Annotated in this window: 15 protein-coding genes; 9 read left to right on the top strand and 6 right to left on the bottom strand. The window is 72.2% G+C overall.

The features are described 5' to 3' along the window. Nucleotides 1-65: 65 nt before the first annotated feature. On the bottom strand, nt 66-992 hold the full coding sequence (locus TNCT6_RS10355; protein WP_141358821.1) for a LysR family transcriptional regulator: 927 nt from the start codon (nt 990-992) through the stop codon (nt 66-68). Nucleotides 993-1,135: 143 nt separating this feature from the next. Between TNCT6_RS10355 and TNCT6_RS10350 the strand changes: the two genes are divergently transcribed. From TNCT6_RS10350 to TNCT6_RS10330, 5 genes are all read left to right on the top strand, one after another. Then, nucleotides 1,136-1,735, top strand: coding sequence for a flavin reductase family protein (locus TNCT6_RS10350; protein WP_216372776.1), 600 nt, complete (start codon nt 1,136-1,138; stop codon nt 1,733-1,735). Continuing rightward, nucleotides 1,732-3,189 carry a 4-hydroxyphenylacetate 3-hydroxylase family protein gene (locus tag TNCT6_RS10345; protein WP_141358819.1) on the top strand — a complete coding sequence of 486 codons (1,458 nt, stop codon included), beginning with the start codon at nt 1,732-1,734 and terminating at the stop codon, nt 3,187-3,189. The genes TNCT6_RS10350 and TNCT6_RS10345 overlap by 4 nt, the downstream gene beginning before the upstream one ends. A gap of 33 nt (nt 3,190-3,222) precedes the next feature. Beyond that, nucleotides 3,223-3,900, top strand: coding sequence for a DUF1028 domain-containing protein (locus TNCT6_RS10340; RefSeq protein ID WP_141358817.1), 678 nt, complete (start codon nt 3,223-3,225; stop codon nt 3,898-3,900). Continuing rightward, nucleotides 3,897-5,060 carry a M20 family metallopeptidase gene (locus TNCT6_RS10335; RefSeq protein WP_141358815.1) on the top strand — a complete coding sequence of 388 codons (1,164 nt, stop codon included), beginning with the start codon at nt 3,897-3,899 and terminating at the stop codon, nt 5,058-5,060. The genes TNCT6_RS10340 and TNCT6_RS10335 overlap by 4 nt, the downstream gene beginning before the upstream one ends. Before the next feature lie 468 nt (nt 5,061-5,528). Then, entirely contained in the window at nt 5,529-6,950 is a 1,422-nt protein-coding gene (locus tag TNCT6_RS10330) for an aspartate ammonia-lyase (protein WP_141358813.1), read from the top strand. A gap of 69 nt (nt 6,951-7,019) precedes the next feature. On the opposite strand, the gene TNCT6_RS10325 is transcribed toward TNCT6_RS10330, so the two are convergent. From TNCT6_RS10325 to TNCT6_RS10315, 3 genes are all read right to left on the bottom strand, one after another. Beyond that, nucleotides 7,020-8,363, bottom strand: coding sequence for an MFS transporter (locus TNCT6_RS10325; protein WP_141358811.1), 1,344 nt, complete (start codon nt 8,361-8,363; stop codon nt 7,020-7,022). Between the two features lie 96 nt (nt 8,364-8,459). Continuing rightward, nucleotides 8,460-10,112 (bottom strand): amidohydrolase, encoded by a 1,653-nt coding sequence (locus TNCT6_RS10320; RefSeq protein WP_141358809.1) that lies wholly within the window; start codon nt 10,110-10,112, stop codon nt 8,460-8,462. Nucleotides 10,113-10,294: 182 nt separating this feature from the next. Then, nucleotides 10,295-11,239 (bottom strand): Lrp/AsnC family transcriptional regulator, encoded by a 945-nt coding sequence (locus TNCT6_RS10315; RefSeq protein WP_141358807.1) that lies wholly within the window; start codon nt 11,237-11,239, stop codon nt 10,295-10,297. A 208-nt stretch (nt 11,240-11,447) separates the two neighbouring features. Between TNCT6_RS10315 and TNCT6_RS10310 the strand changes: the two genes are divergently transcribed. Then, entirely contained in the window at nt 11,448-12,419 is a 972-nt protein-coding gene (locus tag TNCT6_RS10310; RefSeq protein WP_141358805.1) for a C-terminal binding protein, read from the top strand. Nucleotides 12,420-12,439: 20 nt separating this feature from the next. Further along, entirely contained in the window at nt 12,440-13,243 is an 804-nt protein-coding gene (locus tag TNCT6_RS10305; RefSeq protein ID WP_141358803.1) for a class II aldolase/adducin family protein, read from the top strand. 33 nt (nt 13,244-13,276) lie between these two features. Here TNCT6_RS10305 and TNCT6_RS10300 read toward each other — a convergent pair whose 3' ends face one another. Continuing rightward, complete coding sequence (locus tag TNCT6_RS10300; RefSeq protein WP_141358801.1) at nt 13,277-14,791, bottom strand: PucR family transcriptional regulator; 1,515 nt, start codon at nt 14,789-14,791, stop codon at nt 13,277-13,279. 134 nt (nt 14,792-14,925) lie between these two features. Here TNCT6_RS10300 and TNCT6_RS10295 point away from each other — a divergent pair, with 134 nt between their 5' ends. Together TNCT6_RS10295 and TNCT6_RS10290 are read left to right on the top strand one after the other, a co-directional pair. Beyond that, complete coding sequence (locus tag TNCT6_RS10295; RefSeq protein ID WP_141358799.1) at nt 14,926-16,416, top strand: cytosine permease; 1,491 nt, start codon at nt 14,926-14,928, stop codon at nt 16,414-16,416. Next, nucleotides 16,397-17,272 carry a polysaccharide deacetylase gene (locus TNCT6_RS10290; protein WP_141358797.1) on the top strand — a complete coding sequence of 292 codons (876 nt, stop codon included), beginning with the start codon at nt 16,397-16,399 and terminating at the stop codon, nt 17,270-17,272. The genes TNCT6_RS10295 and TNCT6_RS10290 overlap by 20 nt, the downstream gene beginning before the upstream one ends. 614 nt (nt 17,273-17,886) lie before the next feature. Here the strand turns inward: TNCT6_RS10290 and TNCT6_RS10285 are convergent. Continuing rightward, entirely contained in the window at nt 17,887-18,708 is an 822-nt protein-coding gene (locus tag TNCT6_RS10285) for an IclR family transcriptional regulator (protein WP_141358795.1), read from the bottom strand. Nucleotides 18,709-18,756: the final 48 nt, after the last annotated feature.

The raw sequence follows: 18,756 nt of genomic DNA, 5'->3' as shown, positions 1-18,756 counted from the left end.
TTGAGCTGGAGTGCAGGTCATTCAGCCAGCAAACGCGGAGTTAGAACAAACAGAATTATTTGAAATCAACCATCGAAGGAATCGATGGTTCCGCCCAGCGTCCCGGCGCATTGCTCGGCGAACGCGACGGCGCGGCGGCTGGGCGCGAGATCGGCGAGGCGCACGATGCCGACGTTCAGTCCGGGCGGTCGCGGGGCCAGCGGCCTGGTGACGATCTCCAGGCCGTCGTAGCTGATCGGGATGCCCGGGCGCTGGGTCAGCACCGAGTAGCCGAGGCCGTGGGCGACCAGCGAGCGGACCATCTCGAAGTTGGTCGCCCGGTAGCGCACGTCCGGCGTCAGGCCCTCGTCCTTGAACAGGGACAGGAAGTAGGTGGCGCCCGGCGGGAGGTCGAACAGGATCATCGGTTCGGTGGCCAGGTCCGCCACGCCGACCTCGTCCCGGGCCGCCAGGGGGTGGCGGGCCGGTAGCAGGACGTAGGGCTCGGCGGCGTACAGCGCCGTCATCCGCAGGTCCTTCGCCAGCTTGAACTCGTCCGCCTCGTACATCAGGGCGATGTCGCAGCTGACACCGCGCAGTTGGCCCACGAGGTACTGGTCGGAGCCCTCGATGAAGCGCAGGTCCACGTCCGGGTACTTCGCGACGAAGTCGGCGATGACGCGGGGCAGCAGCACCGCTGCCAGCGTGCTGTAGCAGCCCACGACCAGGCTGCCCGACAGCGACGAGGTCACCGAGCGTGCCGAGTCGCGCAGTTCGTCCACGCCGGACAGCAGCCGCCGTGCGTCCGCCAGGGCCTGCCGTCCCGGGGCGGTCAGTTTCAGTCCGCGGGCGTGCCGGAGGAACAGCTGCACGCCGAGGTTCTCCTCCAGCTCGGCCAGCGAGGTGGAGACCGCCGACTGGGTCAGGTGCACCTTCGCGGCGGCGGCGGTGACGCTGCCCGTCTCGGCGGCGGCGACGAAGTACTCGAGCTGTCGAAAACTGATCTCGTGCATGGCCGGGCGGTCCTCTCTGCCGCCCGAAACGTATAAGTGAAATCGAAGGCTGTCCACAAAAAGTTCTGTTGGTCCTATGGCAGAGCCCGCTCACATACTTCTCGGCAAGTCAGCACGGCACTTTCCCCGAAGGAGGCGAAGTCGTGCCAAGCCCCGAGACAGATGTGCAGACGGCCACGATCACGTCGGTCCCGGTGGCCCGTTTCCGGGCCGCCATGGGTGCCGCGGCCACCGGTGTCACCGTGGTCGCCACGGACGGCCCGTCGGGCCGGTTCGCGCAGACGGTGAGCGCGATGTGTTCGGTGTCCGAGGACCCCCCGAGTCTCCTGGTCTGCGTCAACCAGCGAAGCCCCATGAACGAGGCGATCCAGGCCCACGGGTCGTTCGCGGTCAGCGTCCTGGGCCGGCAGCACGACCACGTTGCGGACACGTTCGCCGGCCGCCCCTGGCCGGGCAAGGAGAAGTGGGACTTCACCTGCGGCGAGTGGGCGCGAACGGTGTCGGGCGCGCCGCGGATCGCGGACGCCGTCGCGTCCTTCGACTGCGAGCTGCACACCGTACTCACCGTCGGCACCCACCACGTCTACGTCGGTGTGATCCGCGACGTCACCGTCTCCGGCGGTACCCCGCTCGTCTACAGCGGCCGGCGGTACGCGCAGCCCGAGACCTTCCCGCCGTCGACGTTCCCGGACTTCCCCGGCTCCGGTCCGGTCCACCACCAGCAGCGAAGGACGACACGATGATCCGTACAGGCGACGAGTACCGCGAGTCCATCAGGGACGGCCGGCAGGTCTGGGTGGACGGGGAGAAGGTCGACGACGTCACCCGGCACCCGATGTTCAAGCCGATCGTCGACGTCCGGGCCCGGATCCACGATCTGGCGCACGAAGAGGCGACCCAGGCCCGGATGACCTACCAGGACGCCGGGACCGGTGAACTCAACGCGATCGCGAACAAGCTGCCCCGCACCCGGCAGGACTGGCACGACAAGCGGGCCGCGGTCGAACTGGTGCAGCGGGCCGCGGGCGGGGTCGCCACCCGTGTCGGCGACGAGACCATCGGCGAGATGTGGTCCCTCTACGACGGCCAGGACGTGCTCAACGAGGTCGACCCGCGCTTCTCCGAGAACATCCGGCGGCACATCGCCCGGGCCGTCACCGCGGACCCGTTCCACGTCTCGGCCAACACCGACCCCAAGGGCGACCGGTCCAAGGCACCCAAGGACCAGGACCCGGACATGCTGCTGCACGTCGTGCGGGAGACCGACAACGGGATCGTGGTCCGCGGCGCCAAGTACGAGACCGCCGCGGCCTACGCCAACCAGGCCTTCACCAAGCCGACGATCGCCAACTGGGGCAACGACGCGATGTCCGACTACGCGGTCGGGTTCATGCTGGACATGGGCGCGCCGGGCCTGAAGTTCGTCTGCCGCAACGGTTTCGCCGGCCGCGCCCCGGCGAGCGACTACCCGCTGGCGAACCGGGTCGACGAGGTCGAGTCGCTGGTGATCTTCGACGACGTCGAGATCCCGTGGGAGGACGTGCTGTTCTACCAGCACACCCGCGCCGCCTCCTTCATCCGCGCCACGCTGCACCGGTACAGCGCCTTCCCGTTCGTGCAGCGCACCCTGCACCTGGCGGACCTGATGATCGGCGCCGCCCTGTGGAACGTGAAGCAGACCGGGCTGGAGAAGCAGCCCGCCGTACAGGAGAAGCTGGCCCAGCTGGCCTGCTACCGGGAGAGTGTCAACGCGCACCTGACGGCCGCCATCGCGATGGCCGAGCCGAGCCCGGGCGGCCTGCTGATGCCGAACCAGTCGCTGCTCTACACCGGCCGCGTGGTCGCGCTGTCCCAGCTCCCGGTCATGATGCACACCGCCCGCGAGCTGTGCGGCGGCCAGATCTGCATCACCCCGGACGCGGCGACGTTCGCGGACCCCGAAGTCGCCCCGTGGCTGGAGAAGTACTACACGGTCAACGAGAACTGGGTGGCCGAGGACCGGCGCCGGCTGTTGGCCTTCGCCCGTGACCTGCTCAACAGCGACTACGCCGGGCACCGGTTGACGTTCCAGCTGTTCGCCCAGTCCCCGCCGTTCGCCCAACTCGGCGCGGTGTACCGCAACTTCGACTTCAACGGCCCGCTGGACCTGGTCAAGGCGGCGGCCGAGCTGTCCGACAAGGTCGACGCGTCGCGCTGACCGCGCCGCGCGCCCGCACAGTGAGGATCATCCATGACGTTTTCCCTGGTCGCCCGTGACGAGACCACCGGCGCGTTCGGCGTCGTCGTCACCTCTTCGAGTCCCGCGGTCGCCGCGCGGTGCGCTCACGTACGCGTCGGCGTCGGAGCCGCCGCGTCGCAGAACGTCACCAACCCGGCGCTCGGGCCGCGTCTGCTGAGGCTGCTGGCGGAGGGCGTGGACCCGAAGCACGCGGTCGCGGCCGCCGTCGCCTCGGACGAGTACAGCGGCTACCGGCAGTTGACGGTGGTGGACGCGAAGGGGCGGACCGCCGCCTTCTCCGGCGAGGGCACGCTGGGCACCCACCGGGCCGTCGAAGGCAGCGGTGTGGTCGCTGCCGGCAACCTGCTCTCGGACCCCGGCGTGGTGGACGCCATGCTGGCCGCCTACGAGCGGGCCGCGGGCGCCGAGTTCGAGGAGCGGCTGCTGGCCGGCCTGCTCGCCGGCCGGGACGCCGGAGGGGAGGAGGGGCCGGAGCACTCGGCGGGCCTCGTCGTCGTGCACGAGGTGAGCTGGCCGGTCACCGACCTGCGGGTGGACTGGGCGGACGACGACCCGATGGGCGAGCTGGAGCAGCTGTGGCGGCGGTGGGCGAAGGAGAAGCACGACTACCTGTCGCGTGCGCTGCACCCCGCCGAGGCACCGAGCTACGGCGTGCCGGGTGACCTGTGAGCACTCTCAAGGACCGGGCGGCAGCGCGGCTGCCCGGTCTGTCGGACCGGGTTCTGCGCCTGTCCCACCGCCTGCACGCCCATCCCGAGGTCGCCTGGGAGGAGCACCGTGCGGCGCGGTGGGTCGCCGAGGAGCTGAACGCTCTCGGCTACACCGTCGAGCCGGAGTTCTGCGGACTGCCGACCGCGTTCCGGGCCCGGATCGGCGGCGGTCCGCTCAACGTCGCGATCTGCGCCGAGTACGACGCGCTGCCCGGCCTCGGACACGCCTGCGGGCACAACGTCATCGCCGCCGCTGCGGTGGGTGCCGCCGGGGTGCTGGCCGATCTCGCGGACCACGCCGGGCTGACCGTCACCGTGCTCGGTACCCCGGCCGAGGAGGGCGGCGGCGGGAAGATCCTGATGCTCGACCGGGGCGGGTTCGACGGCGTGCACGCGGCCATGATGATCCACCCCGGCCCGCTCGACGTCGCCCGGGCGCAGCCGTTCGCCGTGGCACACAACAGGATCCGCTACCACGGGCGGGCCTCCCACGCGGCGGCCTACCCCGAGTACGGGCGCAACGCCGCGGACGCGTTCACCGTCGCCCAGACGGCGATCGGGCTGCTGCGCCAGCATCTCGGTCCGGGAACACGGGTGCACGGCATCGTCACCCGCGGCGGGGAGGCCCCGAACGCGATTCCCGAGCTGACCGAGGGCCGCTGGTACGTCCGCGCGGAGAACCTGGCCGACCTCGCGGAACTCGAGACCCGGGTGAACCGGTGCTTCGAGGCCGGTGCCCTCGCGACGGACTGCCGGCTGGAGGTCGAGCCGGAGAGCCCGCCGTACGCCGACTTCGTCACCGACGAGGACCTGCTCGCGCTCTACGTCGGCAACGCCACCGCGCTGGGCCGTGAGTTCCCCGAGCCGAGCGCGGCGTCCCGGATGAACCGGGCGTCCACGGACATGGGCAACGTCTCGCACCGGGTGCCGGCCATCCATCCGTACCTGGGCATTGACTCGCTTCCGGCGGTCAACCACCAGAAGGAGTTCGCCGCGCACTGCGCCGGCCCGGCCGCCGACCGGGCGGCCCTCGACGGCGCCCTCGCCATGGCCTGGACCTGCCTCGACCTCGCCGCCCACGACGATCTGCGCGGTCGGCTGCTCAAGGGCGGGACCTGATGGCCCGCGCAGTCCGCGAGCGCGCGCGAATCCGGTCCGCCCTCGCCGAGGACGTCCGCCCTCCGCTGCGGGCGTGGGTGCCGGGCGGCCGGCGGGCTGTGTCGTCGACCGGGCGGCCGAGTGGCGCCGGCGAAGGGCTCGCGGCGGCGGCCGGCAGTCGTCGTGGGCGCGGGCCGGGATCGGGGTTTTTGGCGGCGGTCGGCTGGGAGCCGGAGATCGTCGCGGGTGCCGGCCGGGCCGGGGGTCCCCGGCGGCCGGCCGGGTGCCGTTGGGCGTCGTGGGCGCGGGCTCGGAACGGGGGTGCCCGGTGGCGGCCGGCCGTCCGTCGCCGGGCGTCGCGTACGCGGGCCGGGTCGTGACGGGCCCGGTGTCCTCCGGGCCGCTGTTCTTGTTCGTCGCCCGCGGGGCCTCCGCAGGTGGGGGTCGTGGGCGAGTCATGGAAGTCATCAAGCAGAAAGGCGGGGCGGCATGACGACCTCGTTTCGCACCGAGCGGGACCTGATCGGTCGCCTCGACGTGCCCGACGGCGTGCGCTGGGGCATCCACACCGCCCGCGCCCTGGAGAACTTCCCGGTGTCGGGCACGCCGATCTCGTCGTACCCGCACCTGGTGAGCGCGCTCGCCACGGTCAAGCAGGCGGCCGCGCTCGCCAACCGGGATCTCGGCCTCCTCGACGAATCCCGCGCGCGGGCCGTCGTCGAGGCCTGCGAGCAGATCCGGAAGGGAGAACTGCACGAGGAGTTCGTGGTCGACGTCGTGCAGGGCGGGGCCGGCACCTCGACCAACATGAACGCCAACGAGGTGATCGCCAACCGGGCCCTGGAGATCCTGGGCCGCCCCCGGGGCGACTACGCGCATCTCGACCCGCACGGACACGTCAACCTCGGGCAGAGCACCAACGACGCCTATCCCACGGCGCTGCGGGTGGGGCTCTGCGAGGCGGCCGATGACCTGCTCGCCGCGCTGGCGCTGCTGGAGGACGCGTTCCGGGCCAAGGCGGCGGAGTTCGCCGGCTTCCTCAAGATGGGCCGGACCCAGTTGCAGGACGCGGTGCCGATGACCCTGGGGCAGGAGTTCGGCGCGTTCGCCGTCATGCTGGCCGAGGACCAGCAGCGCCTGCGCGAGGCCCGGCAACTGCTGTTGGAGGTCAACCTGGGCGGCACGGCGATCGGAACCGGTTTGAACGCCCCCGCGGAGTACGCCCGGCTGGCCACCCGGCACCTGGCGGCGCTCACCGGCCGGCCGTTCGTCTCCGCCGCGGACCTGGTGGAGGCCACGCAGGACGTGGGCGCGCTGGTGCATTTCTCGGGGGTGCTCAAACGCACGGCGGTGAAGCTGTCCAAGGTGGCCGGCGATCTGCGGCTGCTGTCCTCGGGCCCGCGGGCCGGTCTGGCCGAGATCCGGCTGCCCGCGGTGCAGGCGGGATCCAGCATCATGCCGGGCAAGGTGAACCCGGTGATCGCGGAGATGGTGAACCAGGTCGCGTTCTGCGTGGTGGGCAACGACGTCACGGTGTCGATGGCCGCCGAGGCAGGACAGCTCCAGCTGAACGCCTTCGAACCGGTCGTCGCCCGCTGCCTGTTCCAGGGGCTGATCGAACTGACCGCCGCCTGCCGCCTGTTGGCGACCAGATGCGTGCACGGCATCACCGCCGACCGGGACCGGCTGCGGGCGGGTGTCGAGCGCTCGATCGGGCTGGTGACCGCGCTGGTGCCGCACCTGGGGTATCACCGGGCGACCGAGGTGGCCCAGGCGGCGCTGCGCAACGGAACCAGCGTGGTCGAGGAGATCCGTGCCCAGCACCTGCTCGACGACACGACGCTGGTCACCCTGCTCGGCGACCCCGAACGGCTCGTGGGCCCGCGGCGCGAGCGGCGGGCCGACGGCTGAACCCGCACGGCGGGGAGGGCGGACTCGGAACAGAACCCGAGAGGAGCCCGTCCTCCCCGCCGTGAGTCGTCAGGAGACCGCCGGCAGCGGATCCGCCTCCGCGGTGGCCGGCCGGGCGGCCTCCCGCCGCACGCGCGCGACGTGCAGACGCCCCGTGCACCAGATGCCGATCGCCGAGATCACCATCAGCAGCACGGCCGGGGGCCAGTAGTGGCCGCCCGCCAGCGCGGCCAGGGACACACAGGCCACCGGCGCGAAGCCGCCGAAGATCAGGTTGCAGACCTGGTACGACAGGGAGATCCCGGTGTAGCGGACGTGCGGTTCGAAACCTTCGGCGAGGATCGCGGCGATCGGTCCGTACAGGGCCGACATCACGAACCGCATCGCGAGCATCATCAGGTAGATCAGTGCGACGCTGCCCGTGCCCATCGCCATGAACTGCGGAGCCGCCAGGACGACGACTCCGGCGAGTCCGGCGATGACGACCTTGTGCGCGCCGACGCGGTCGCCGAGCCAGGCCAGGCCCGGGGTCACCAGCAGTTCGAGGAAGGCCGCCAGCGTCAGGCCGTTGAGCAGCATCGACTCGGACAGGTGCAGGTGTCCGGTGCCGTAGGACAGCAGGTAGCTGGTCACCACGTAGTAGCCGCCGGTGGCCGTGGCCAGGGCGAAGACGCCGACCAGTACGGTGCGCCAGGCCTTCTGGAGCACCTCCGCCACCGGCAGCTTGGCCTCGGTGCCGCGCTCCTCGCGCACCTCGGACATCACCGGGGAGTCCTCGAGCTTGACGCGGATGACGAGTCCGATGGCGACGAGGACGGCGGAGGCGAGGAACGGCACGCGCCAGCCCCAGCTGAGGAACGCGTCGTGGCCGAAGAGGTTCATCAGGCTGAAGGCGCCGGTGGAGAGCAGGGCGCCGACGGACGAACCGAGCTGGGCGAACGAGCCGAAGAAGGTCCTCCTGCCCTTCGGGGCGTTCTCCACCGCGATCAGCACCGCGCCGCCCCACTCGCCGCCGATCGCGACGCCCTGGACCAGGCGCAGGACGATGAGCAGGACCGGAGCCAGGGCGCCGACCTGGGCGTAGGTCGGCAGCAGGCCGATGGCGAAGGACGCGATGCCCATCATCAGCAGGGTGATGACGAGGGTCTTCTTGCGTCCCACCCGGTCGCCTATGTGCCCGAACACGATGCCGCCGAGCGGTCGCAACAGGAAGCCGACGGCGAACGTGCCGAAGGCGGACAGGGTCTTGAGCAGCGAGGGCATGTCCGCGGGGAAGAACACGTCGTTGAAGACGATGGCCGCGGCGGTGGCGAAGGCGTAGAAGTCGTACCACTCGATCGAGGTGCCGGCCAGGGCGGCCAGCGCGGCTCTGCGCGCGTTTCTCGGATCGGGCTGGTGGGTGCGGTCCGGCATGCGGGACCTCCGGCTGAGGGTGGGGACGGGGGAGCGGGAGAGCGGCGCGGCGGTGCGCGCCGCTCCCGGGGGAAGGGGACGGAGCGGGGGCGGAACTCAGCGGCCGGGGGCCGCCCAGGCGCGGGTGCCGCCGATCCAGGTCTCGCGCACGCCGATGCCGGTGAGTTCGTTGGCCGCGGTGTGCAGGGGATCGGCGTCGAGGACGACGAAGTCGGCGAGCATGCCCGGCGCCAGCGCGCCCACCGCGTGCTCGCGGTGCAGGGCGCGGGCGGCCGCGGCGGTGTGCGCGTGCAGGCCGTCGGCGACCGGCAGCCGCAGTGCCTCGTCGCCCAGGACGGTGCCCAGGACCGTGCGCCGGGTGGCGGCCGCGGAGACCGCCTCCAGCGGGGCGGGCGGGGCGACCGGCGCGTCGGAGCTGAACACGACCGGAACACCGGCCGTGAGGCAGCGGCCCGCGGGGTTGTAGCGGTGGCCGAGCTCGCCGACGGCGGTCAGCGTGCCGTCACCGGTCCGCAGGTGGTGCTGCGGCTGCATCACCGGGACGACCCCCAGCGCGCCCATGCGGTCGATCTGCTCGTCGGTGGGCAGTCCGCAGTGCTCGATACGGTGCCGCATGTCCGGCCGGGGCCGGTCCGCCTGCGCCTTCTCGACCGCGTCGAGGACCATGCCGATGGCGTACGGGGACTGGGCGTGCGTCGCGGTCTGCAACCCCGCCCGGTGGGCCCGCGCGACGATCTCCGCGTACTCCTCGACCGAGTGGTACAGCTGCCCGTGGTGGCAGCAGTCGGCGGCGTAGCCCTCGGGGAAGTAGGCGGTCCAGCCGCCCAGCGTGCCGTCCGCGTAGAACTTCACGCCCTGCACACGGAACAGGTCGCCGCCGAAGCCGTGGACGACGCCGAGCTCGAGCGCGGTGTCCAGCAGCGCGGAGGTGAGGTACGCCGACACACGCATGCGCAGTGAGCCGGACTCCTGCGCCCGCAGATAGGTCTCCATCTCGCGGCGCGAGGCCTGCGCGTCACCGACCGTGGTGACACCGGCGGCCAGGAAGACCTCCTGGGCGCGCGCCAGATGGTCGGCCATGATGGCGTCCGGCTCGGTGAGGTGGAAGTTCGGGCCGTGGTTGCCGATCTTCACCCCGCCCGGTCCGGTGAGCAGGTCGCACGCGGCGTCCCACAGCTGTCCGTCGGGCTCGCCCGAGGCGAAACGACCGATGCTGCCCCCCTCGGGGTCCGGGGTGCCGGCCGTGATGCCGCAGGTCCGCAGCGTGTGGGAGTTGACGACGCCGCCGTGACCGGAAGCGTTCATCACATAGACCTCGCGGTCGTCGGCGACGCGGTCGAGGTCGTGGCGGGTGGGGTGGCGGCGTTCGGCGAGGCGGCGGTGCTCGTAGCCGAAGCCGCGCACCGGGACTCCGGCGGGCAGGTCGCGGGCGGCGTCGCGCAGCACGTCGACCAGGGTGTCGATGTCCGGTACGCGCTCGGGCCGGCAGTCGACCCAGGCCAGAGCCTGGCCGTACATCACCGGGTGGCAGTGCGCGTCGACGAAACCGGGGTGGACCAGACCGCCGTCGAGCTCCAGCTCGCGGTCCACGCGGCCGAGCGCGGCGCGGGCGTCGTCGGCGGTGCCGACGTGCACGATCCGGTCGCCGCGCACGGCCAGGGCTTCCGCGCGGGTCGTGGTGCCGGCGGAGGCGATCGCGGCGCCGGTCACCAGCAGGGTGCGGTCGGGGTCGTCGAGAGGGTGGTGCATGGGGCCTGCTTTCGACCAGGGGACGCCGAAGGTACGCGGAGGCGACGCGACGGCTGATTCGTTCGCCTGGACGATAGATAACGAACGACAGATTGGCTAGAGGTGCTTCAGAGAAAAATTTCGGAAGGTATCAGGCGTGTGTGCTTACGGATCGTCCGTCAGAGGGGGTGATTGCCGGCGGTTCATGCTCCGGAGTCCGGTGCCGGGGTCCGTGCTCCGGCGTCCGGTGCCGGTGCCGGGGCTCCCGGGTCGTAGCGCTCCTTCACCAGTTCCATGTGCAGCCAGCTCTCCACGCCGCTCACCTGCTCGCACGCCCGCATCCGCTCCAGGGTGGCCAGGAGCGCGGGCAGCGACTCGGCCGTGATGGTGCCGACCAGATCGGCCCGCCCGATGCAGGCGGACAGGAACGACACGCGGTCCCAGGAGGCGAGCCGCTCGGCCACCGGATCCGCGGGACCGTCCAGGCGCACCGCGAAGCCGCAGAGGTGGCCCATGCCCAGCAGTTCGGGCCGCACCAGGGCGAGCACCTTCGCGACGCCGCCGTCGAGCAGCCGCAGCGTGCGGGACCGGGTGGCGCCCGCCGACAGCCCCACCCGGTCGGCGAGTTCGGCGAACGGCAGCCGGCCGTCGCGCTCCAGCTCGTCCAGGATCCGCCGGTCCAGCTCGTCGAGCTCGGCGGCGGCCGGGGGGTCGGGGAGCAGGTAGGGGTCCTTCAGCTGGCGGGTGGTGAGCAGCGGATCGACCGTCCGCACGCCCGGCAGGGTGCGCACCCGCTCGATCGCCCGGTCCAGTTCGGCGAACCCCTCGGTGCGCAGCTCGGTCATGATGGCCCGCTGTCCCGCCGTGAGGGTGACGAACGGTGCCTGGGGCATCGCGGCGATGGCGCGCGCCACCGGTCCGGCCGCGCCGTAGGTGTCGATCGACAGGTGCGCCGAGGCGGTCAGCCCGCGCACGGCGGGGTGCACGATGGCCACCACGCGCACCGCGCCGGAGTCCAGCATCCGCTGGACCCGGGCCCGGGTGGCGGGCCGTGACAGGCCCACGCGCTGGGCCAGCGTCTCGTAGGTGAGGCGGCCGTCCGTCTGCAGTTCGCGCACGACGGCGAGGTCGGTGTGGTCCAGATCCACCTGGGCTGTTCCCCCTCGGTTCCTTCGGTGTGTCGGCCCGTGGTGCGGCGGCGCCCGGGTCCGGTGTCATTCTCGGGCATCACCCGCCGGGTCCACCGGCGGGTGATGCGCATCACTGCACAGTCGAGTCAATCGCCAATGGACATCAGATCAGTCGAAACGTAGGTTAAGGGCGTTCCAAACGGTCGAATCAGTTGAGGAGGTCGCCGTGGGGCAACCCGTGGTCGTCTACACGGACCTGGGCGAGCTGGACCCGGAGCCGGGTGTCCGGCTCCTCACCGACGCGGGTTTCGCCGTGCGGATCGCCGGCAGCCGCGACCCCGGGGCCATCGCGGCCGCGGCTCATGACGCGGTGGCGCTGATCGTCGGCTACGCGTGCGTGGACGAGGCACTCCTCGACCGCCTGCCGAGGCTGCGCGTCCTCGCCACCATGTCGGCCGGGTACGACATGATCGACGCCGCCGCGGCCCGCCGGCGCGGCCTGTGGGTGACCAACCTGCCCGGCACCGCCACCGAGGACGTCGCCGTCCACGCCCTCGCCTCGGCCCTCTCCCTCGTACGCCGGCTGCCGCAGGCCGACGCCGTGGTGCGCGGCGGAGGCTGGGCCACCGACTTCGCCAGGGCCGAACTGCCGCGCCGAGCAGGCGGGTTGACGCTGGGCCTGGTCGGGATGGGCCGTATCGCCCGGGAACTCGTCCGGATCGCGGCTCCCGTCTTCGGCCGCCTCGCCGCGTACGACCCGCAGGCCGACCCCTCCGGATGGCCGGCCGGTGTCGACCGGCTCGAACTGGACGAACTGGTGGGCGCGGCGGACGTGCTGTCCCTGCACGTCCCGCTCACCGACCGGACCCGGGGCATGGTCGACGACGGGCTGCTCGCCCGCATGCGGCCGGGCGGACTGCTGGTGAACGTCTCCCGCGGCGAACTCGTCGACCCCGAGGCCCTGCTCCGGGCGCTCGACAGCGGCCGGCTCACCGGAGCCGCCCTCGACGTCCTGCCCGTGGAGCCCCCGCCCGCCGGCGACCCGCTGTGCGGCCACCCGCGCATCCAGCTGTCACCGCACAGCGCCTTCCTGTCCGACGCCTCGCACCGCGCGTACGTGTGCGAGCCCGCCGAGAACGTCATCGCCTGGCAGCGCACCGGCCGCCCCCTCACGCCCGTCGTCGACCCCGAGGTCTGAACCGTCCCGAAGGAGCCCCCATGACCGACCTGCTGAGCACACCCGCCACCCGGAGCCCGGCCGCGTCGGCCCTCGATCCGGCAGCAGAGGAGCTGCGACTGCGCCGCGAACTGGCCGCCGTCTACCGGCTCGTCGCGCACTTCCGCATGACCGACCTGATCTTCACGCACATCTCGATGCGGCTGCCGGGCCCGGACCACCACTTCCTGATCAACCCCTACGGCCTGCTGTTCGAGGAGATCACCGCCTCGAACCTGGTGAAGATCGACCTGTCCGGCAACCCGGTCGAGGCGACCCCGTACCCGGTCAACCCGGCCGGTTTCGTCATCCACAGCGCGATCCACGCCGCACGCGAGGACGCGCGGTGCGTGCTGCACACCCACACCAAGGCGGGCTGCGCCGTCGCCGCCCAGCGCGACGGGCTGCTGCCGGTCAACCAGATGTCGATGGAGTTCCACAACCGGGTCGGCTACCACGACTACGAGGGCGTCGCCCTCAACCTCGACGAACAGCGACGCCTCGTCGCGGACATCGGCGGCCACCCCGCCCTGATCCTCCGCAACCACGGGCTGCTGACGGTCGGCGAGAGCGCGGCCCAGGCGTTCCTGCGCATGTACTACCTGGAGAAGGCCTGCGAGATCCAGGTGACCGCGCAGGCGGGCGGCGGCCCCCTCGTCGTCCCGCCGGCCGAGGTCTGCGAGTACACCGCCCAGCAGCTCGCGGGCGAGGCGACCTCGGACTTCGAGGACGTCGACGCCTACGAACTCGCCTGGGCGGCGCTGCTGCGCCTGCTCGACCGGACCTGCCCCGACTACAAGGACTGACCAGCACCCGGCCGGCCCCGGCGGGCGCCGCGGTCAGACGAGCCGGCGGTGGACGCGCAGCGCCAGGTGCAGGGCCAGCGCCCGGGGCGTTCCCGTCGGATCGCCGCCCAGGAGGTCGAACGCGCGCTGCAACCGCGCGTAGAGGGACTGGCGTTGCAGATGCAGTTCCGCCGCCGCGCGGGTCTTGTTGAAGCCGGTCTCGAAATACGTCTCCAGGGTGGTGAGCAGGAGGTCGCGTTCCTCGTGCCGCAGGGTGAGCAGGAGCCCGAGCTGTTCCCGTACGAGCCGCTCCGCCGGGATGCGCAGCTCGTCGTCGAGCAGCAGCCGCTCCGCACTCAGCTCGGTGGCGTCGACCACCCCGGCCCGGAACGCGCGCGTGGGGCGGCGCACGCACTCCAGCGCCGCGCCCAGCGAGACGGCCGCGTCCTCCAGGGCCGGCATCAGCGGGCCGACCGCGATCGCCGTCCGGTCGGACGAGCGCCACTCGGTGAGATCGGCGACGAGCCGGGCCCGCAGGCCGGCGGCGCCGTCACGGTCCCGCAGTGACAGGAGTGTGTGCACGGCGAGCGGGGACGGCACGTCGACCGCGGTCCGGCCGTAGCGGGACAGCAGTTCGTCCAGGCGGCGCAGTTCGGCCGACGGCCCGGTGGCGCGGGCGGCCACCCCGATGACCGGCGCGTCGGCGCTGAAACCGATCGACACGCCCAGCCGGCGGATCCGTTGCGGATGGGCGCCGTCCGCGGCGGCCAGCCGGACGAGTTCACTCGCGGCGAACTCCCGCGGGCCCGGCGGCCGGAACCGCAGCAGTGCCAGCTTCAGGGCCTCCACCGTCCGGTCCTGGGCCAGTTCCAGCGTCTCGACGTCCGCGTCGGCGTCCGGGTAGAGCACGAGGGTGGCCGCGGGGACCCCGCGGATCGTCAGCCGCGTCCCCATGCCGCCGAACGGGGTCGGCTCCTCCCGCGCGGGCCCGCTCCCCGGGTCCTTCTCGGGGCCGCTGACGGTGATGAGCCGGTCGTTCGCGTCGAAGACGGCGGCCGCCGTCGACGTGTGCCGCACGAGCGCGTCCAGCACCTCCTGCACGCCGGCGCCCTCGGCGAGCAGTTCGGACTGCTCCTGGGAGAGCGCGTCCACCGAGCGCAGCCGTGCCACGGAGTCGTTGATCAGGGCGCCGTTGATCACTTCGGCGACCTCCACGAACGGGACCACCCGCCGCAGCTCGACGACGGGGAAGTCCCGCGCGGCCGCCTCCTCGACGAGCGGCGCCGGAACCTCCCGGAGTTCGCCGCCGGTCTCGATCGCGACGCCCGCGACTCCCCGGACGGCCAGGCTCCGGACGTACGCGCGCTGCTCGTCCTCGCTCGCGCGGGCCAGCATGGTGCCGCCGGTCAGCAGCAGCTCACCGCCGCGCAGCAGCGGCGCCACCTCCAGGACCTCGCTGGAGTGGAGCCAGCGCACGGTCCGCTCCAGACCCCGCGATCCGGCCAGGACCCGTGGCTCGGCCGGTGCGAGGCTCGGATGGGCGAGGACCCGCGACAGCGACATCAGCATGACGATTTGTTTAGCACGGCGGAACAACTGTATGACAGATCGTTTCTTGTTCCGTGTGACCGGGACCACCAGGATTGCGGGGCAAGCGGCCCGCCCAGCGTGCGAACAGGCCGCCTCAACCTGGGGGTCAACCCATGTCTGCTTCTCCCGCACCCTCGTCCCCGCCACCGTCCACCGTCCCCGAGGTCGAGGCCGCGTTGCAGCCCGTCCCGGAGTCGGCCCGGACCAACAGCGTGTCCGGCCAGTTCTGGATCTGGTGCGGCGCCAACATCGCCCCGATCAACTGGGTCCTGGGCGCGCTCGGCATCCAGCTCGGTCTGGGCCTGTCCGACACGCTCGTCGTGCTGATCGTCGGCAACCTCATCGGCATGGCCTTCTTCGGCGTCTTCGTCCTCATGGGCCAGCGCACCGGTGTGACCGGCATGGTCCTGGGGCGCGCCGCCTTCGGGCGTCGCGGCAACTATCTGCCCGCCGCCATCCAGGCGTTCCTGGCGATCGGCTGGTGCTCGGTCAACACCTGGATCATCCTCGACCTGGTCATGGCCCTGCTGGGCAAGATCGGCCTGGTCGATCCGCACGGCGCCAACCACGTGTGGAAGATCGCCGTGGCGGCCGTGATCATGGCGGTCCAGGTGTGCATCTCGTGGATCGGCTACCGCGCGATCTCCGCCTTCGAACGCTGGACGGTGCCGCCCACCATCGTGGTCCTGGTGGCCATGTCGGTGGTGGCCTGGTTCTTCCTGCACATCGACTGGTCGTACGCGGGTCCGCCCGGACACGTGCTCACCGGCGGCGCGCGCCTGGCCGCCATGACCGGGGTGATGACCGCGATCGGCATCGGCTGGGGCATCACCTGGTTCACCTACGCGGCGGACTACTCGCGTTTCGTCAGCACGAGCATGCCCCGGAGCCGGCTCTATCTGGCAAGCACCCTCGGGCAGTTCATCCCCGTGGTGTGGCTGGGGGTGCTCGGCGCCACCCTCGCCACCAAGAACGGCTCCGTCGACCCGGGCCGCCTCATCGTCGACAACTTCGGGGCGCTCGCCATCCCCGTGCTGCTGCTCGTCCTGCACGGCCCCGTGGCGACCAACATCCTGAACATCTACACCTTCACCGTCGCCACCCAGGCCCTGGACATCCGGGTGCCGCGGCGCACGCTGAGCAGCGTGGTCGGCGTGCTCTCCATGGCCGCCGTGGTCTTCTTCATCTACCAGTCGGACTTCGCCTCCGTCCTCGACACCTGGCTGGTCGGCCTGGTGGCCTGGGTGTCCACGTGGGGCGGCATCATGCTCGTCCACTACTACCGGGTCGAGCGCGGCTCGATCCAGGTCGAGCGGCTCTTCGACCCCGTGGGCACGAGGCGGCTTCCCAACGTCAACTGGGCCGGTTACACCGCGTTCTTCGCCGGCGTCCTCGCCACCTGGCTGTTCATGTACGGGATGATCCCGTTCTTCCAGGGGCCCGTCGCCGTCGCCCTCGGCGGCGTGGACCTGTCGTGGCTGGCCGGCGGCGTCACCAGCGCGACGGTCTACGCGGTGCTCGGACCGCGTGCGGCACGCCCGGCCCAGTCCGCCGCCCTCCCCTCCGTCCCGGAAAGGACCGACGATGAACTTCCCCTGGCCTGACGGCCGCCGCGCCGCCGCCGCGTTCACCTTCGACGTCGACGCCGAGTCGTGCGTCCTCGCGCACGACCCCTCGGCCTCGTCGCGGATGTCGCTGATGACCCACCAGGCCTACGGCCCGCGGGCCGGCGTGCCCAGGCTGCTGCGCCTGCTGCGGCGCCAGGACGTGAAGGCCACGTTCTTCGTCCCCGGATTCACCGCCGACACCTATCCCGACATGGTGCGGAGCATCGTCGACGAGGGACACGAGGTGGCGCACCACGGCTACCTCCACGAGCCGATGCAGGGCATCGACGCGGCGCGGGAGGCCGAGTACCTCGACCGCGGCCTGGAGGCGCTGGACCGGCTCGGCATCCGCCCGGCCGGCTACCGGGCCCCGTGGTGGGAGATGAACTGGCACACGCCGGACCTGCTCATCGAGCGCGGCTTCCAATACGACTCCAGTCTCCTCGACGGCGACACCCCGTACCGGCTGCACGGCACCGGCACGACGGGCGACCTGGTCGAGATCCCGGTCGACTGGGGCCTGGACGACTGGGAGCAGTACGCCTTCTACCCGGGCTGGACGGGCAGCGGGGTGATCGAGAGTCCGCGCAAGGTGCACGAGATGTGGCTGCTGGAGGCACAGGCGCACCACGCCGAGAGCGGCTGCTTCGTCCTGACCAACCACCCCTTCATCTCCGGCCGCCCCTCCAGGGCGGCGGCCCTGGAACGGCTGATCGAGGACGTGCGCGCCCTGGACGGCATGTGGATCACGACGCTGGAGGAGATCGCGGCCCACACGGCCGGGACCGTCAAGGAGATCCGGCACATCGAGCGCATCGAAGCACCCGGCTCACTCACCACGAGCCACGGCTGACACTGGCCGGGTAGCACCGGGTATCCCCGGCCCGGTCGGCACCGGCCGGGCAGCGCCCGGCGAACGCGCCGAACTCCCGCCGAACCGCTTGGGCGGACCGCCGGGAGTGCGGCGCGTTCGGTCTTCGGCGGCTGGGAGTCCGGGGTTGTGGCCGCCGGGTCGCCGTGGCGCCGGCCGGCGGTGGGTACTGCGCGCCGTGGTGCCGGGCCGGGGGCGCGATGTGCCGGGTGCGCCCTTGGAGGGATCTTCCCCGGACCTTTCACGCCGGGCTGTCCTGAAGACCGGGTCGGGGCGGGGTGGTGGCTGGCGGCTCCGGCGTCCCGCGGAACCGCCTGGGCGGACCGCCGGGAGTGCGGTGTGTTCGGCCTTTGGCCGTCGGGTGTACGGGGTTGCGGCTGCCGGGCTGCCGGGCTGCCGTGGTGTCGGGCTGCTGGGCTGCCGTGGTGTCGGGCTGCCGTGGTGCCGTCCGGCTGGGGGCGGCTCGTCCGGGCGTTGTGGCACTCGCCGGGGCGCGATGTGTCCGGTGCGTCACGGGAAGGGTCCGCCCCGGGCCTCTCCGGCGTGGTGCGGGTGGGGCATGGACGGGCGGGGCGCGTTCCGCGCGGTCGTCCCCGTCACCGTGGCCGGTCCGGGTCGTGGCCGCCGAGTCGGCGGGTCACCTGGTCGGCGGCGGCGCGTACCGCCTCGCCGAGAACCGGCAGCAGGTCGGGGGAGACGCGGAAGCGGGGCGCCGAGGTGAGAACGGCCGCGGCCACCTCGCCACGGTGGTCGAAGACCGGTGCGGCCACGCCGGCCTCCTGCAACGAGGTCTCCCCGAAGTTCGTGGCGTAGCCCTGCCCGTGCATCGCGTCGAGCTGGGACAGATACGCCTGGAGCACCGTCTCGTCGAGCCCGGGCAGGACCAGCGTGCCGCTGGTGAGCAGGGCGCGGACGGTGCCGCCGGGCAGCTGGGCCAGGAACACCCGCACCGACGAACTGGCGGCGGTGTCGTACCGGGTGCCCAGCGCGGTGGTGTGCTTGACCTCGTGAGGGCTGGGGACCTGCTCGACGCACACGGCCTCGGTGCCGTTCCACAGCATCAGCGCCGAGGTCTCACCGGTGCGCCGGGTCAGATCCCGCAGCACCGGGTGGGCGACGCGGCGCACGTCGAGGTCCGCGAGCAGGGGCCCGGCCATGGCGATCACGCCCAGGCCGAGCCGGAAACGCCGGGAGCCGGCGGCCCGTTCGACCAGGCCGGCCTGCTCCAGGGTGGCGAGGATGCGGGAGACGGTGCTCTTGTGCAGACCGACCCGGGCGGCGATGTCGGTGACCCCGAGCAGGGGCTCCCGCGCGCTGAAGCAGAGCAGGACGGAGATCCCGTTGCGCAGGACGGAGGTCCCCCGGTTCTCCGCCGTTCCGGTGTCCACGCCGCTCGGGTCCGTCCGCCTGTCCGCCATGGGCGCTCCCTCGGTGTGCACGGCACGGCACGGCGCGGTGCCGCGCCG

Origin of the sequence: Streptomyces sp. 6-11-2 (genome assembly GCF_006540305.1) — a bacterium.
Lineage (GTDB): Bacteria > Actinomycetota > Actinomycetes > Streptomycetales > Streptomycetaceae > Streptomyces.
The sequence above is the reverse complement of the archived record's forward strand: the minus strand, read 5'-3'. Positions and strand labels throughout refer to the sequence as shown.

What these genes read in the sequence shown, in the direction of transcription:
- TNCT6_RS10355 (WP_141358821.1), bottom strand. Translation starts at nt 992, where the DNA reads ATGCACGAGATCAGTTTTCGACAGCTCGAGTACTTCGTCGCCGCCGCC.
- TNCT6_RS10345 (WP_141358819.1), top strand. Translation starts at nt 1,732, where the DNA reads ATGATCCGTACAGGCGACGAGTACCGCGAGTCCATCAGGGACGGCCGG.
- TNCT6_RS10340 (WP_141358817.1), top strand. Translation starts at nt 3,223, where the DNA reads ATGACGTTTTCCCTGGTCGCCCGTGACGAGACCACCGGCGCGTTCGGC.
- TNCT6_RS10330 (WP_141358813.1), top strand. Translation starts at nt 5,529, where the DNA reads ATGACGACCTCGTTTCGCACCGAGCGGGACCTGATCGGTCGCCTCGAC.
- TNCT6_RS10325 (WP_141358811.1), bottom strand. Translation starts at nt 8,363, where the DNA reads ATGCCGGACCGCACCCACCAGCCCGATCCGAGAAACGCGCGCAGAGCC.
- TNCT6_RS10320 (WP_141358809.1), bottom strand. Translation starts at nt 10,112, where the DNA reads ATGCACCACCCTCTCGACGACCCCGACCGCACCCTGCTGGTGACCGGC.
- TNCT6_RS10305 (WP_141358803.1), top strand. Translation starts at nt 12,440, where the DNA reads ATGACCGACCTGCTGAGCACACCCGCCACCCGGAGCCCGGCCGCGTCG.
- TNCT6_RS10300 (WP_141358801.1), bottom strand. Translation starts at nt 14,791, where the DNA reads ATGCTGATGTCGCTGTCGCGGGTCCTCGCCCATCCGAGCCTCGCACCG.
- TNCT6_RS10295 (WP_141358799.1), top strand. Translation starts at nt 14,926, where the DNA reads ATGTCTGCTTCTCCCGCACCCTCGTCCCCGCCACCGTCCACCGTCCCC.
- TNCT6_RS10290 (WP_141358797.1), top strand. Translation starts at nt 16,397, where the DNA reads ATGAACTTCCCCTGGCCTGACGGCCGCCGCGCCGCCGCCGCGTTCACC.
- TNCT6_RS10285 (WP_141358795.1), bottom strand. Translation starts at nt 18,708, where the DNA reads ATGGCGGACAGGCGGACGGACCCGAGCGGCGTGGACACCGGAACGGCG.